Origin of the sequence: Lactococcus sp. LG606 (assembly GCF_017309645.1) — a bacterium.
GTDB lineage: Bacteria > Bacillota > Bacilli > Lactobacillales > Streptococcaceae > Lactococcus > Lactococcus petauri.
Window position 1 is genome coordinate 1,723,223 of the sequence record NZ_CP071301.1, and the last position, 14,231, is coordinate 1,737,453.

Genomic DNA, 14,231 nt, shown 5'->3' on the forward strand with positions numbered 1-14,231 from the left:
AAACTTTGTCTAGATAGACAAAGTTTTTTTCATATTTTTATATTCTAGGTAGGTAAGGAGAATCAGCAAAACATCAAAAACTGAGACAAAAAGCATAAAATTAGAATGATATTGCAAATAATCCGTCAGTTGGTAAACAATAAAGCATAAAAAAACCAAAATTGATAATGGATACGCCCAAAGAATCTTTTTCCATAAAAGCACCAAAGTCACAAGCTTGATTAAACCATGTACTAGAAGATAAACAGCAGCAAGGTATTGTGTACTAACAGTAAAATGATACCCCAAATTTAATAAGAAATGAGCTATAAAGTCGCTTGGATCTTCTTTTAATTCTCCTCGAGTAAACCAGCCCACAATACCAGACATGCGCTCAGGTGTAATAAAGAAAAGAAAAATACCACCAAGAACTTCGCCTAAGGCAAATAGTGACTTTAGTAACAATACGATATCAAAGCTTAAATCAATAACACCTTGCTTGTTTGCTTTATTTCTCTTCAAATATATTACCTAGCTCTACTTCAATTGTCCGCTGGGCAACATCTATCTGATCTACCTTGAGGATTGATTTATAATCATCTACCAACCGCTCTCCCTTGAAAGGCCCTTCCAGAAAGACAGCCACACCAGATAAGAAACAATCAAATTCGTGAACAAGACTCTTCATGCCATTAATCGTTCCAGCTCCTTTCATAAAGTCGTCTACAATCAATACACTTTGGCCAATCGATAAACTCCGCTTAGAAAGTGTCATATTTTCAACACGGCTGCTTGAACCTGACATATAATTCACGTTCAAAGTTGCCCCTTCTGTAACTTTAGGATCACGTCGAACAATAACAAAAGGAACATCTAAAATTTCCGCTACAGACTGTGCAATCGGAATCCCTTTTGTCGCAATTGTCATCACGACATCAATTTGTTTATCACAATACTCATGAGCAATAATTTGACCAATTTTTTTTAGATTAGCAGGGTGACCTAAAATATCAGAAAGATATATATAACCTCCAGGTAAAATACGGTTTTCTTCACGCAAAAGGTCCGCAAGTTCCAACGCACGATCCCGAGAAACTTCATCAGATATATAGGGTGTGAAACGTACGCCTCCTAAACTTCCAGGAAAAGTTTCGACAATTCCAATATTTTGATCTTCAAAGACACGCTTAATAAAAACAAGGTCTTCAGAAATCGAGGATTTGGCTACTTCATAGCGTTTACTAATTTCGTTCAGATTCAACATTCTATTGGGTCTGTTCAATAAAAAATTAGTAAAGTCCACTAAACGTTCGTTTCTTTTCATATTAATCACCCTTTTCTTTTTGTTGGTTTAATTATAACGTAGAAAAACCGAACAATCAAGCAAAGCATTCAAATTTAATCATAAAAATTACAGTATCTGGGATATATTTTCGAATAATTCAAAATAAAAAAAGCAATACCTTAAAGATATTGCTTTTTTATTAGTTGAAATAATCAAAGATTATTCAGCATCGCCACCGCGACCGTTTTTCTTGATAATTTCTTCTTGTACTGATTTAGGTACATCTTCGTAGTGGTCAAATGTCATCATGAATGTACCACGACCTTGTGAAGATGAACGAAGAGTAGTTGCATAACCAAACATTTCAGCAAGTGGTACAAATGCATTAACGATTTGTGATTTACCATGTGCTTCCATGCTGTTTACACGTCCACGACGAGCTGTTACGTGACCCATAACATCTCCGAGGTTTTCTTCAGGAACTGTGATAACAACTTTCATCATTGGTTCAAGGATTGCAGGTTGTGCAGTCTTAGCAGCTTCTTTCATAGCGAGTGAAGCCGCAACCTTGAAGGCAGTTTCTGATGAATCGACATCGTGATATGAACCATCATAAAGTTTAGCTTTAATATCAACCATTGGGTAACCAGCAAGGACACCGTTAGCCATAGTTTCTACCAAACCTTTTTCAACGGCTGGTACGAATTCACGTGGAACCACACCACCGACGATAGCATTTTCAAACTCGAAACCAGCACCTTCTTCGTTCGGTGTGAATTCGATCCATACGTCACCGTATTGACCTTTACCACCTGATTGACGTTTGAAGAATCCACGTGCTTGAGTAGGTGCACGGAATGTTTCACGGTATGATACTTGAGGTGCACCAACGTTAGCTTCAACTTTGAATTCACGTTTCATACGGTCAACAAGGACATCAAGGTGAAGCTCACCCATACCAGAGATAACTGTTTCACCAGTTTCAACGTTTGTTTCAACGCGGAATGTTGGATCTTCTTCAGCCAATTTAGTAAGGGCAACACCCATTTTATCTTGGTCAGCTTTTGATTTAGGTTCAACAGAAAGTTGGATAACTGGTTCTGGAACTTCGATAGACTCAAGGATGATACGTGCTTTTTCGTCAGTCAATGAGTCACCAGTTGTAGTGTTTTTCAAACCAACAGCAGCGGCGATATCACCAGCATAAACTGTTTGGATTTCTTGACGAGTATTCGCGTGCATTTGGAGGATACGTCCGATACGTTCACGTTTACCTTTAGAAGTATTCAAGACGTATGAACCAGCATCCAATGTACCTGAGTAAACACGGAAGAATGAAAGACGTCCAACGAATGGGTCAGTCATGATCTTGAAGGCAAGAGCCGCAAATGGAGCATCATCAGATGCTGGGCGTTCGTCTTCTTCGTCTGTATCTGGGTTAACACCTTTGATTGCAGGAATGTCCAATGGGCTTGGGAGGTAATCAATAACCGCATCAAGCATCATTTGAACACCTTTGTTCTTGAAGGCAGAACCTGCAAGCATTGGGTAGAATTCAACGTTGATTGTTGCTTTACGAATAGCAGCTTTCAACTCTGCTTCAGTGATTTCTTCACCTGCAAAGTATTTTTCCATCAAGTCTTCGTCTGTTTCAGCGATAGCTTCGATGAGTTTTGTACGCCATTCTTCAGCTTGTTCCATGTATTCTGCTGGGATTTCTTCGTCACGGATATCTGTACCAAGGTCGTTAGTATAGATTTCTGCGCGCATAGTTACCAAGTCAATGATACCCACGAAGTCTTCTTCAGATCCGATTGGGATTTGAATTGGATGAGCGTTAGCGCCCAAACGATCGTGCAATGTAGAAAGTGAATAGAAGAAGTCAGCACCGATTTTATCCATTTTATTAGCAAAAACGATACGTGGAACTCCATAGTCAGTTGCTTGACGCCAAACTGTTTCAGTTTGTGGTTCAACACCTGATTGAGCATCAAGTACAGTTACTGCACCGTCAAGAACACGGAGTGAACGTTGTACTTCGATTGTGAAGTCCACGTGACCTGGTGTATCAATAATGTTTACACGGTTGCCTTTCCATTGGGCAGTTGTCGCAGCAGAAGTGATAGTGATACCACGTTCTTGTTCTTGCTCCATCCAGTCCATTTGTGATGCACCTTCGTGAGTTTCACCGATTTTGTGAATTTTACCAGTATAGTAAAGGACACGTTCAGTGGTAGTTGTTTTACCGGCATCGACGTGAGCCATGATACCGATATTACGAGTATTTTCAAGTGAAAATTCGCGAGCCATAGTTTTCTCCTAATTAATTTTTAGTTTTACACCCCATTATATCATAATAATAAAGGTTTTTATAGTTCTATTTTTATCTTTCAACTATTTTTAAATAAAATTTAAGCTTTTTTCAAAAAGACTTACTTCTTCTTCATGAAAAATTTTTATCAAAAAAAGAAAAAGGAGACTATTCCCCTTTTTCAACAATCTCAATCCATCTTTCGACAGATTCTAAATGATTAAGGTACAGGAAAAGACGCTCATAGAGTTGTTGAGAGGCTTCCTCGTGCTGTGCACTTAGTGCTTCTCCTATTTCCTTTACAGTTGTTTTACCATCGATCATGCTAAAAACAAGTGTACCATATTCATCCAAAGACATGTACGTACGTTGAGGTATTTTCGCCCCCATCTTACGCATAAGATTTTGTGTCCAATGTTTTTGATCTTTATAAATCCGAATCCGACCTTCGTGCCATTCAAATAACACTTTATCTTTTTTCCGGAAAATCATATTCAGATTTTCATCTGAAATATCATCTTTTTTCTTTTTATTACTCATCTGACTTCTCGGCAGCCGGAGCTTTCTTGATTGACATCAATGGTGCTACAATCGCAATGATTAAGATGACCATGAGTACCCAAGCCATGGCGTTAGAACCTACAAATCCCGTAGGTGTTCCTGGAGTTACGACTCCTGAAACTTGAAGGATAATACCCAACAAACCAATAATTGATGCACCGGCAACTAAACCTGACGATAAAGAGACACCTGATGACATACGTTCTTCTTGAACAGCTTCTGTATCTTTTTTACCAAGAACTTCCACCAAAATACGAACTAAAGCACCAATAAGAATAATTGACGTTGTTGAAATTGGAAGGTAGAAACCAATTGCAAATGTCATAACTGGAACTTTAATCATGTAAAGGATAATACCAAACACGATACCAGCAATAATCATATGCCACGGAAGTTCTCCACCGATGATACCATCAGTCAAAGTTGCCATCAAGTTTGCTTGTGGTAAGGCGAACTGAGCTGCATCACCCGTTAAAGCTAATTGATCACGAAGTAATACGATAACACCTGTTACCACTACAACACCAAGAACGGCAGCAACAAGGAAGAAACGACGTACTTCATATTTGTTACCACCAGTGATGAAAGTAACTTTTTGAGCTTGTGTATAACCACCAGCTACTGAAATCGCTACAACGATGAAGGTACCGAAGAGCAAGAGTGATTTAAGGTCTGCACTTGATGTCCAACCCATTGTCAAGAAAACAAGAGTCAGGATAACAAGTGAGGCAATTGTCATACCAGATACTGGCAAGTTAGATGTACCGATTGTACCTGTCAAGCGTCCTGCAACGATGATGAATAACATTGAAAGAACGATTGAAAGAATACCAGCAAGGAAAGTCATGGCGATGTTCCCACCAGAGATAATGAAGCCAACAACAAATGTTGCAACAATACCAATAAGGATAGCAAAGATGCCAAGTGAATCACGTTCTCCAGCTTCGGCATTTTTACGTCCATCGAGTGTTGCTTTAACAGAGTTGATGATTGTTGGGATAAGACGGATTGCCCCAATCATACCACCTGAAATCATCATCCCCGCACCAATGTATTTAACATATGATCCAGAGATTGCGGCAAAATTCATAGCTTGGATTGGAGTAGATGGGTCATTCCAAACATGATGACCGTTTCCAGCCATTTCTGAGAAGTAACCAATCAATGGAGCGATACCAAAGTTAGCAAGGATTGAACCAGCAAACATCATTACCGCAACCTCAAGCCCAACAATAAAGCCGATGGCAGCAAGCATTGGATTTACTTCAATTTCAAGTTTCCATTTGTAGAAAGTTTCGTTTGTATAGCTTACAACGTTGTTCACAACACCAAAAACTGCTGAAGTGAATGCAGTAATAAGACCACCAACACCAAAACCGATACCCATGTATTTAAGTGAGTTACCACCTGTTGAAGAAGCAACAAGCGTTTCCGAAATTGCCATCGCTTCTGGATAAACAAGTGTACCATGTTCTTCAACTAAGAGATAGTCTTGAACAAATGACAAAATACCAAGAGATACAAGAACCGCAGAAACACCAACAATTACACCTTCAAAGAAAGAGACTTGTTGTCCAATAAGGATAACTGCTGGTAAGACAAAGATAAGACCTGAGGCAATTGACTCACCACCAGTTGCCATTGACTGGAGGATATTCTTCATCAGGAAGTTATTTTTACGGATAAAAATTGACAAGAGTCCTGAACCAAGAATAGCCCCTGGGATACCTGCAGCTACTGTTAAACCAGCACGCATTCCTGAATAGGCAGTAGATGCTGCAAAAAGAATGGCCAAAATAATACCAATAACAATTACAACTGGGTTGCCAGCACTCTTTTTGCGTCCATCTTCATAAGGGAGGTAATCTTTCCCTGCGACACCGCCATAGGCGGTTTTAGACAATTTTTTCATATTGTGTAATATACTCCTTAAGTTTGAAAGTGTTTTCGCCTTATTTTACTACAAATTCATCAAATCTGCAAGGTGTTTAAGTGTTTTTTGTAGCTTTTTTCTCATATTTTTGTTATGTAAATGTGTATATTTTTTTATTTTCTTATCTTTGAAAATAAAAAAACTTGACCATAAAGTCAAGCTTTTTCTAGAATAATGACCAAGGGTCATCTTCTTACCAACGGAAGTGAGCGAACGCACGGTTTGCTTCTGCCATTTTGTGTGTGTCTTCACGTTTCTTAACTGCAGCACCTGTGTTGTTTGCAGCATCAAGAATTTCTTTTGCAAGACGGTCTTGCATAGTGTGTTCACCACGGTTACGAGCGATTGTTACCAACCAACGGAGTCCGAGAGTTGTACGACGTTCTGGACGAACTTCAACTGGGACTTGATAGTTAGAACCACCAACACGACGAGCGCGAACTTCAAGAACAGGCATGATATTTTCCATAGCTGTTTCGAAAACTTCAAGTGGGTTGTTTCCAGTAGCTTCTTCAATTTGTTTGAAAGCTCCGTAAACGATATTTGTAGAAACGCCACGTTTACCATCAAGCATAACGCGGTTGATAAGACGTGTTACTACTACTGAGTTGTACATTGGATCTGCCAAAACTTCACGTTTTGGGGCACGATTTTTACGCATTCTTCTTATCTCCTTTCAATTACGCTTTTGGTTTTTTTGTACCGTATTTAGAACGGCTTTGTTTACGATCTGTTACACCAGCTGTATCGAGTGCACCACGAACGATGTGGTAACGTACCCCTGGCAAGTCTTTTACACGACCACCACGAAGAAGTACAACGCTGTGTTCTTGCAAGTTGTGACCGATACCTGGGATGTATGCTGTAACCTCGATAAGGTTAGACAAACGTACACGAGCGAATTTACGGAGCGCTGAGTTAGGTTTTTTCGGAGTCATTGTTCCAACACGAGTTGCAACACCACGTTTTTGTGGGCTTGCTACTTTAGTTTGGAGTTTTTTACGACTGTTATAGCCGATGTTCAATGCAGGTGAGTTAGATTTTTCCACTTTAGAGTGACGACCTTTACGCACCAATTGGTTAATAGTAGGCATTTTTCTGTCTGCTTATCCCTTTTATTTACGGAGAACCGCAAAGCGAAATAAAACGAATAAACAATCCTTTCTGTTTTTTTATAAAGTTGGAATGTCAGTATATGGTCGCTTAATCCAAGTTCTGACAAGAAGTTTGGCAACTTATACAAGTTCTCCTTATTAGGACCAAATATAAAAAGTACCGTTTAATATCTTATCAAAATTTCAACACTCTGTCAACTTTATTTTGCATATTATTAGAGAAAAGTATTTCTTTACAAATTTTTTTGCATTTTCTATACTGACACGCGCGCTTAATTGCCTCATATCTGGGTTAATGAATAAATGATGTAGCAGGATAACCGAAAAATAAAATAGCGATAATTAGGGCAACAAATAAAAAATCTAAAAAAATTACGAGAACAATAGTCAGTATGCGCCCTATCTTATTATAAGGATTAATACTGAGGCCATAACCGAATGCTTTTGGCACCCAAAGGGGAGAATCCATTATTCCTTTATAATGCTGATAAGCAAGTTTATTAAAGCTTACAGTCACATGTAAAAGGAGAATGCAGAGGAGGAAGATAATTATTGTAATACCATTTAGTAAAGTTACGTTGTTCTGAGATAAAGGAATGAGTAATAATGATAAGAGGAGGATAAGGCTGGTCAATATAATCAATAGTATTGAGTACTTCTTGTTCGCTTTCTTCGTATTGATTAACTCATAATCCTTCTTAACTTTCTTCATAAACTGCGGGTCTCCTTTAATAATATCAAGTGAAAAATCATAATAATTACTTAGTTCTATCAGCATCGGAACATCTGGAAAGTTTTTCCCGTTCTCCCAGTTGGAAAGGGATTGTCTTGAGATATAGAGTGTATCAGCAACTTTTTGTTGCGTTTCTCCTTTTTTCTTCCGTTCCTCTGCTAAAATAGTGGCTAAATTCATCTTTACTCCTTTCATGCCCCATCATGATATATTAAAAAGAATAGAATGTCTAGCAAATATTTCTTGCATGCCTATCTAAGAGGGTAAAAAGAGCTATTGTAAATGAAGTTTACCGATACTGTAAACTTCATTTACTTCTGTAAAATAATAAATATTTGCATAGATTTTCCTAAAAGAGAAGAAATGTTTTACGTGAAACCATTGACTCGCTGTTGAAGCATCTATTAGTGTGAGTTTAACACATATTATTTTTGAAATACATTAGACCTTATTTCGCTGGTATGATAAAATAGAAACATGAAAAAAATCGTAATCACTTTCCTCTCCTTACTGCTTTTATTCTCTCCTTTGGCTACTATAAATGCTCAAGCTGAGGATTTTTCTGTGGCAGCAAAATCTTCTATCGCCGTAGATGCAAGCAGTGGCAAAATCCTTTATAGCCAAAATGCAACGGATTCAAGCACGCGCATTGCTTCAATCACTAAACTTTTAACGGCCTACTTGGTTTATAAGAGTGTCGATGAGAAAAAAATTGCTTGGGATACAAAAGTACCTATTTCTGACTATGCTTATAATTTAACAATGAACAGCAACGCAAGTAATATCCCACTTGCTGAGGGAACTGAAGTCACGGTTAAAAATTTACTTAATGCCTTGCTTTTACCCTCAGCTAACTCCGCTGCTATAGCCTTGGCAGAAAAAATTGCTGGTTCGGAACCGAAATTTGTTGATATGATGATGGCTCAATTGAAAGAGTGGGGCATTACAGATGCTAAGCTTTATACTTCTTCTGGCCTCCCAAACAGCGAGCTCGGTGAAAATATTTATCCAGGATCTACTGAAAATGATGCCAATACAATGAGTGCTCAAGATGTTGCCATCATGTGTACACATCTTCTCAAAGATTATCCCGAAATATTGAAAATCACCGAAAAAACAGAACTTCCATTTGATAAGGGGGGGCAATCTGAAACTACTTTAGCAAATACTAATCAAATGTTGCCTGGGTTTACAACAACACGTGCCGGTGTAGATGGCCTTAAAACTGGTTCAACTTCATTTTATGTCGACTGTTTTGCTGCTACAACAGTTCAAAATGGGTTCCGTATTATTACGGTTATTTTAGAAGCTAAAGACCCTTCTGTAGATAATTCAACACCTTTTACACTCACTAATGATCTTATGAACCAAGTCTATGCTTCTTGGACAAATGCAGATATTATTAGTAAGGATGAGCAACTCAGCGATTTCGCTAGACTTCCCGTACGAGACGGAAAGAAAAACAGTATTGATCTTATAGCTAAAGATAACTTCTCCGCTGTAGTCCCCTTAAAAAATGGTACAGCCGACATAAATGCAATTGAAATTACCTTTGATCGCGATCCTAAAACAAATATCGAGGCTCCCATCAAAAAAGGAGAAGAGTTAGTTCAGGCTACAGCTACACAAAAAGATAAGCTCGGCTATCTCCCAGGTTTTTCAGGTTATCATTTTCCTCTTACAGCTAAGACAGATGTGGAACGTGCAAATGTCTTTGTCGTGATGTGGAATAAATTCGTCCGTTTTGTAAACGAAAAACTCTAATAAAAAACTTTCTTGTACAAGAAAGTTTTTTATTTTATAGAATTTTCTAGTTTAGAATGACGATAACTGTAAACAAAGTAGAAACCAGCTGCAAACATAAGTAAAATTAGAAGAAAAAGCCATATTTGGGTATGATAGTGGACGATTAAAAAGCCATTGACAATAATTGATAAGATAGGAATCAAAGGTACTAGTGGAGTTTTAAACTCATGAGGTTGTGGCAACCCTTGTGCCTTACGAAGCTTTAACAAACCAAGAGCTAATACAATCAGATATAACAATGTAGATAAGCTCAAAAACTGACTGAGATAAGACATAGGAACAAAGCCAGCTATCAACATTGAAGTACCTCCAATAACGAGTGTAGCATTAATTGGTGTTTGGTGCTTAGCTGAAATTTTACTGAGCTTTGGAGGTAAAAGCCCATCACGACTCATAGAGTAAAGTAAGCGTGATAAGGCATAGGACATGGTGAGAGCAACACTGAGCAAAGTAATCACCGCTATAATAGAAATATAAGTCGCTGCCCACTCAACTCCAAGATAAGCAAGAGCAAATGCAATAGAGTTTGTGACATTTAGCTTATAATAAGGCACTGTTCCTGTAAGCACCAATGTCACAATAATATAAAAGACTACAGCAACAAAAAGTGAACTAATTACGCCATAAGGAATATTTCGACGGGGATTTTCAGCCTCATCTACCGCTGTCGACACTGTTTCGTAACCAATAAAGGCAATAAAGAGCATCGAAGCACCTGGTAAGATACCCGATTGACCACCGATTAAGGAACCCAAGCCAAAAGGTGCAAAGTTAGACCAATTTGCAGGTTCCAGATAAAAAAGACCAACAATAGCAAAAACAATTAATGCTGAAAATTTTAAAACAACGAGAGTATTATTCAAATGTGACACTGTTCGGGTGTTTAAGAAAATCATCACCGTTATGGCAGCCACTACCAACATTGGAATTAAATCAATAGAAAAACCTGAAGTATGGCCAAATGAGCCTTCAAATCTGGAAGGAAGTTGCAAATGCAGCAAGCCTTTGAAATAACCACTCCATGACTTTGCAACGATTGCAATTGTTGTAAAAAATTCAATTGCCAAAAGCCAGCCTACGATCCAAGCAGGAAATTCTCCAAAAACAGCATAAATGTAGCCATAAGGCCCACCTCGGCTTGGTACACGTGAAGCAAACTCAGCAAAGATTAGAGCTGACAACCCTACAGCAATCCCTGCAATAATAATGGATATAATAAGCGAGGGCCCAGCAATCAGGGCTACACCAACACCAGTAAAAGTAAAAATACCTGCTCCCACCATTGATCCTAGACCTAATAAAGTTAAGTCCATCGAATTAAGAGTACGTTTCATTTCACTTTTTTCTTGAACTACTCTTTTACGAAAAATGTTCATATCACTCCTCTATCATCATATTTTTACATTTCTTCAGCACATCAATTATTGATACCTTTTGCTTTGACAATAGCAAGTAAGATTGCTCCAATAATAAACAATACTGTACCTATACTAATGTAAGCTAACTCCTTTTTTGTTTTTTTCTCGCCTAAAAAGAGAATACCTCCAATTGTTGAAATGATTACTCCTAATTGAGAGAAGGAAAAAGCAATAGCATTCCCTGCCAGTGAAGCTGCGAGTAACATAAAAACATTACCCACGCCCCACATTAGTCCGACAGAAATATTTTTAAAAACAACTGCTTCCATTTTTATATCACCACCAGAAAGAACAAAAGCACCTACAACCATTCCGATTGACATTGGAAAAATAATTGTTAATGTATCAAAATGAATATTGAACCACAGAGCGGATAAATTATTAAACAAAATCACATAAGATACATAAGCTAAAGTCGAGTAAGCTAAACAAATCAAACCTCTAACATAGTGATGTTTTTCTACCGCAATGGTATTTTCAGGATCTCTTTTTGCAGAAAAATAGAAACCAACGATTAAAGCTAAAATGGCAATAAACCCTAATGTATATTGAATATTTTGGGTCCACTCATGGAAAATAAAGACACCGATTAGTGCTGCCAAAACGAGTTGGGACCCCGCAGATAAAGGACCAGCTACGGATACACCGAGATATTTCATAGAGTGAAACTGTCCACTTTGACCAATTGCCCAAATAAAGCCACCAATTAAACCAATAAGAAAAATAGGAAAACTTAATTGAGGTTGATGGATAAGAAATACTATCAGAGCAAAGACAAAGGCTCCAAAAGTCATCCCCAAAGTTTGTTGTTTTGCTGTTCCACCGATTTTATTTGATACAAAACCAATGGATCCCCATGCGAACATTGGGACGAGAGCGAGTAAAATTCCTTCCATTTCAGCCTCCAAAATAAACATTAACTAAAAATCTTCTTATTTTAACATTATTATACACAAATATCAATGCATTCTTCTTATCTATTTTTTAATTTGATTCACTTTTTAACCTACTATTTTAAATGAGTATTAATAGCTGGTCTTTTAATCCTTAAAGTATTGATGGAAAGTTCTAACTACTCTTCCATTCTTTTAAAAGTTTATTTTTGACTCATTTTTATCACACTTTCATTCTAACAAAATAAAGAATCGAAAAAAAATAAAACACGCAAATACGTGTTTTATCGCTTTTCAATACAAATCAAAAAAGGTGGTGTATGGATCTGGTTCAGAGGCTCATATTTCATCACATGCCATTGTGCTTGGGGAAGCTCACTTGCCCAAGCAAGAACAGCATCTTTTTCACTTTGACCTCCTTCGTGTCCGTAATAAACAACAAGCATAATCTGCCCATGAGGTAGAAGTTTTTCTTTTAAGATGTCTAAAGCTCTTAAAGTCGTACTGGGCTGTGTAATAACCGATTTATCTGCCCGAGGCAAATAACCTAAGTTAAAAATAGCAGCTTTTACAGAATCCTTGACATATTTATCAATACTCTCATGGCCATCTAAGATTAACTTGGCTTCTAGTTTTTTTTCTTGCAATAAAGCTTGGGTTGAAACTAAGGCTTCCTTTTGCACATCAAAGGCATATACCTTATCCGTCAAACCTGCAAGAAAAGCTGTATCCCAACCATTCCCCATGGTCGCATCAACGACCACATCACCAGACTTAATTGTTTTAGATAACATCTTATGTGCCATCTCAATTGGTCTAAGCATAGGTAATTGACTCCACTTTTCTAATATTTTTACAGCCTTGAACAGAGCCACGTCTCTCCATTTCACGATCAATCGCATTCAAGACTTCCCACTTATTTAAAGACCACATTGGACCAATCAAAGCCTCGCGGGGTGCATCCCCGGTGAGCCGATGAATAACAATTTCTTTAGGTATCATCTCTAGCTGATCACAGATAATCTTTACATATTCTTCTTGAGACAAGAGTTGTAAACGTCCATCATGGTAATCACGTTGCATTCGCGTATTTTTCATTAAATGCAGTAAATGAAGTTTGACACCCTGAATATCCGAATCTAAAATCATGCGGCGTATATTTTCTAACATCATTTCATGGCTTTCACCAGGTAATCCATTGATCAAATGGACACAAACATTAATATTATGCTCACGTAAACGAGCTACGGCATCCATATAAGTTTGGTAATCATGTGCTCTGTTAATTAAATCACTTGTCTTTTCAAATGTTGTTTGAAGACCTAAGTCAATCCAAACTTCCATACGCGTATTAAGTTCCGCCAGATAATCAACCACATCTGGTGGAAGACAATCAGGTCGTGTTCCGATAGATATACCCACAACATCCGGCTGGTTCACAGCCTCTTCGAAACGTTCACGTAAAACCTCAACTGGAGCGTGAGTATTGGTAAAGTTTTGAAAGTAGGCGATATATTTTTTTACACCAGGCCATTTTTTATGAAAAGCCTCAACTTCCACACGAAATTGCTCTGCAATTGGTGCATCAGGCTCTAATATCAAATCACCAGAACCAGATACGGTACAAAATGTACAGCCGCCATGTGCAACAGTCCCATCCCGATTGGGACAATCAAAACCAGCATCAATGGGAACCTTAAAAATTTTTTCTCCAAAAGTCCCTCTTAAATATTCGTTCCATGTGGTATAGCGTTTTTGCATAATATTTTACTTCCTTCAGTATCTACTATTATAACACAACAAAAAAAACAGCCACAGGCTGATTTACTTGACTGCGGATGTCGGGCTCGAACCGACGACAACACGATTAACAGTCGTGCGCTCTACCAACTGAGCTAATCCGCATAAAACAAAACCCGATCATAAATCGGGATTTGAGAATATAGTCCGTACGGGATTCGAACCCGTGTTACCGCCGTGAAAAGGCGGTGTCTTAACCCCTTGACCAACGGACCATATAAACTTGGCATTTACCCTATCTCGCAGGGGGCAACCCCCAACTACTTCCGGCGTAATAGGACTTAACTTCTGTGTTCGACATGGGAACAGGTGTATCTCCTATGCAATGAATACCAAATCATGGTCTGAATGTATTGAACACTCAAAACTAAATAACAATCTCTTGATAAATAAGTAA

The 14,231-nt window shown here is 38.0% G+C and carries 13 protein-coding genes, 2 tRNA genes and 1 rRNA gene; 1 reads left to right on the top strand and 15 read right to left on the bottom strand.

Annotation, left to right across the window (positions count from 1 at the left end; all coding sequences use genetic code 11):
* Window positions 1–9: 9 nt before the first annotated feature.
* The 8 genes from J0J35_RS08530 to J0J35_RS08565 form a co-directional block, all read right to left on the bottom strand.
* Entirely contained in the window at window positions 10–501 is a 492-nt protein-coding gene (locus J0J35_RS08530) for a DUF2127 domain-containing protein (protein ID WP_046401282.1), read from the bottom strand.
* A complete protein-coding gene (purR, locus tag J0J35_RS08535) occupies window positions 488–1,303 on the bottom strand; it encodes a pur operon repressor (protein ID WP_019292793.1) in 816 nt (271 codons plus the stop codon). Before purR ends, J0J35_RS08530 begins: the two co-directional genes overlap by 14 nt.
* 180 nt (window positions 1,304–1,483) lie before the next feature.
* The gene (gene fusA / locus J0J35_RS08540; RefSeq protein WP_019335264.1) at window positions 1,484–3,574 is read right to left on the bottom strand and encodes an elongation factor G; all 2,091 of its coding nucleotides are present in this window, start codon (window positions 3,572–3,574) and stop codon (window positions 1,484–1,486) included.
* A 169-nt stretch (window positions 3,575–3,743) separates the two neighbouring features.
* Window positions 3,744–4,115, bottom strand: coding sequence for a PqqD family protein (locus tag J0J35_RS08545; RefSeq protein ID WP_003133546.1), 372 nt, complete (start codon window positions 4,113–4,115; stop codon window positions 3,744–3,746).
* The gene (locus J0J35_RS08550; protein ID WP_003133548.1) at window positions 4,108–6,048 is read right to left on the bottom strand and encodes an OPT/YSL family transporter; all 1,941 of its coding nucleotides are present in this window, start codon (window positions 6,046–6,048) and stop codon (window positions 4,108–4,110) included. Before J0J35_RS08550 ends, J0J35_RS08545 begins: the two co-directional genes overlap by 8 nt.
* 214 nt (window positions 6,049–6,262) lie before the next feature.
* The gene (gene rpsG / locus J0J35_RS08555) at window positions 6,263–6,730 is read right to left on the bottom strand and encodes a 30S ribosomal protein S7 (protein WP_003133550.1); all 468 of its coding nucleotides are present in this window, start codon (window positions 6,728–6,730) and stop codon (window positions 6,263–6,265) included.
* Window positions 6,731–6,749: 19 nt separating this feature from the next.
* On the bottom strand, window positions 6,750–7,163 hold the full coding sequence (gene rpsL / locus J0J35_RS08560; protein ID WP_003133552.1) for a 30S ribosomal protein S12: 414 nt from the start codon (window positions 7,161–7,163) through the stop codon (window positions 6,750–6,752).
* A gap of 313 nt (window positions 7,164–7,476) precedes the next feature.
* Window positions 7,477–8,097 (bottom strand): helix-turn-helix domain-containing protein, encoded by a 621-nt coding sequence (locus J0J35_RS08565; RefSeq protein WP_206916636.1) that lies wholly within the window; start codon window positions 8,095–8,097, stop codon window positions 7,477–7,479.
* A gap of 297 nt (window positions 8,098–8,394) precedes the next feature.
* On the opposite strand from J0J35_RS08565, the gene J0J35_RS08570 reads away from it, so the two are divergent.
* A complete protein-coding gene (locus tag J0J35_RS08570) occupies window positions 8,395–9,681 on the top strand; it encodes a serine hydrolase (RefSeq protein ID WP_206916637.1) in 1,287 nt (428 codons plus the stop codon).
* A 29-nt stretch (window positions 9,682–9,710) separates the two neighbouring features.
* On the opposite strand, the gene J0J35_RS08575 is transcribed toward J0J35_RS08570, so the two are convergent.
* The 7 genes from J0J35_RS08575 to rrf form a co-directional block, all read right to left on the bottom strand.
* Window positions 9,711–11,099 carry an APC family permease gene (locus J0J35_RS08575; protein ID WP_206916639.1) on the bottom strand — a complete coding sequence of 463 codons (1,389 nt, stop codon included), beginning with the start codon at window positions 11,097–11,099 and terminating at the stop codon, window positions 9,711–9,713.
* Window positions 11,100–11,140: 41 nt separating this feature from the next.
* On the bottom strand, window positions 11,141–12,037 hold the full coding sequence (locus J0J35_RS08580) for a GRP family sugar transporter (protein WP_206916642.1): 897 nt from the start codon (window positions 12,035–12,037) through the stop codon (window positions 11,141–11,143).
* Between the two features lie 281 nt (window positions 12,038–12,318).
* Complete coding sequence (locus J0J35_RS08585) at window positions 12,319–12,858, bottom strand: class I SAM-dependent methyltransferase (RefSeq protein ID WP_206916644.1); 540 nt, start codon at window positions 12,856–12,858, stop codon at window positions 12,319–12,321.
* Window positions 12,851–13,795: a TIGR01212 family radical SAM protein gene (locus J0J35_RS08590; RefSeq protein ID WP_206916647.1), complete on the bottom strand. Its 945-nt coding sequence runs from the start codon at window positions 13,793–13,795 to the stop codon at window positions 12,851–12,853. Before J0J35_RS08590 ends, J0J35_RS08585 begins: the two co-directional genes overlap by 8 nt.
* 71 nt (window positions 13,796–13,866) lie before the next feature.
* Window positions 13,867–13,939 (bottom strand) — tRNA-Asn (locus tag J0J35_RS08595).
* A 38-nt stretch (window positions 13,940–13,977) separates the two neighbouring features.
* Window positions 13,978–14,049 (bottom strand) — tRNA-Glu (locus J0J35_RS08600).
* A 6-nt stretch (window positions 14,050–14,055) separates the two neighbouring features.
* Window positions 14,056–14,171: ribosomal RNA gene (rrf, locus tag J0J35_RS08605) — 5S ribosomal RNA — on the bottom strand.
* Window positions 14,172–14,231 lie beyond the last annotated feature (60 nt).